Genomic DNA, 314 nt, shown 5'->3' with positions numbered 1-314 from the left:
CGCTCTTGAAATAGCCTCGATCAGCAATCGCAGTCAGATCCTGCGTCCCCATGGCTTCTCGCGCCTGCTTGGCCATCGTACTCAACTGGTCCCGGTCAATGCCGGCATTGATGACCTCATGGGCGACGATCAGGTGGTTCTTTGCATCAACAGCTGTCTGGACGTTGTAGCCCACGACGCCTGTGCCCCGCGTCTTCATGGACCGGGCATCGGGGTCGGTGAGGGAGATCTGTTTGTCGGGCGTGTTGTTGAGTTGGACTTCGATGGCCTCAAGCTCCTTCATCCGCGCCCTCAGGGCGGTGATCTTGTCCTGG

At 59.2% G+C, this 314-nt stretch carries 1 protein-coding gene; it reads right to left on the bottom strand.

Annotated features, from left to right (window positions below; translation table 11 throughout):
• Positions 1–314, bottom strand: a 314-nt coding sequence (locus tag ACZ2IA_RS22885) for a transposase (protein ID WP_470294888.1), incomplete at both ends; no start/stop codon positions are given.

Source organism: Crenobacter sp. CS_VA4 (assembly GCF_055597485.1).
This window is presented reverse-complemented; position numbering and strand designations above follow the sequence as displayed.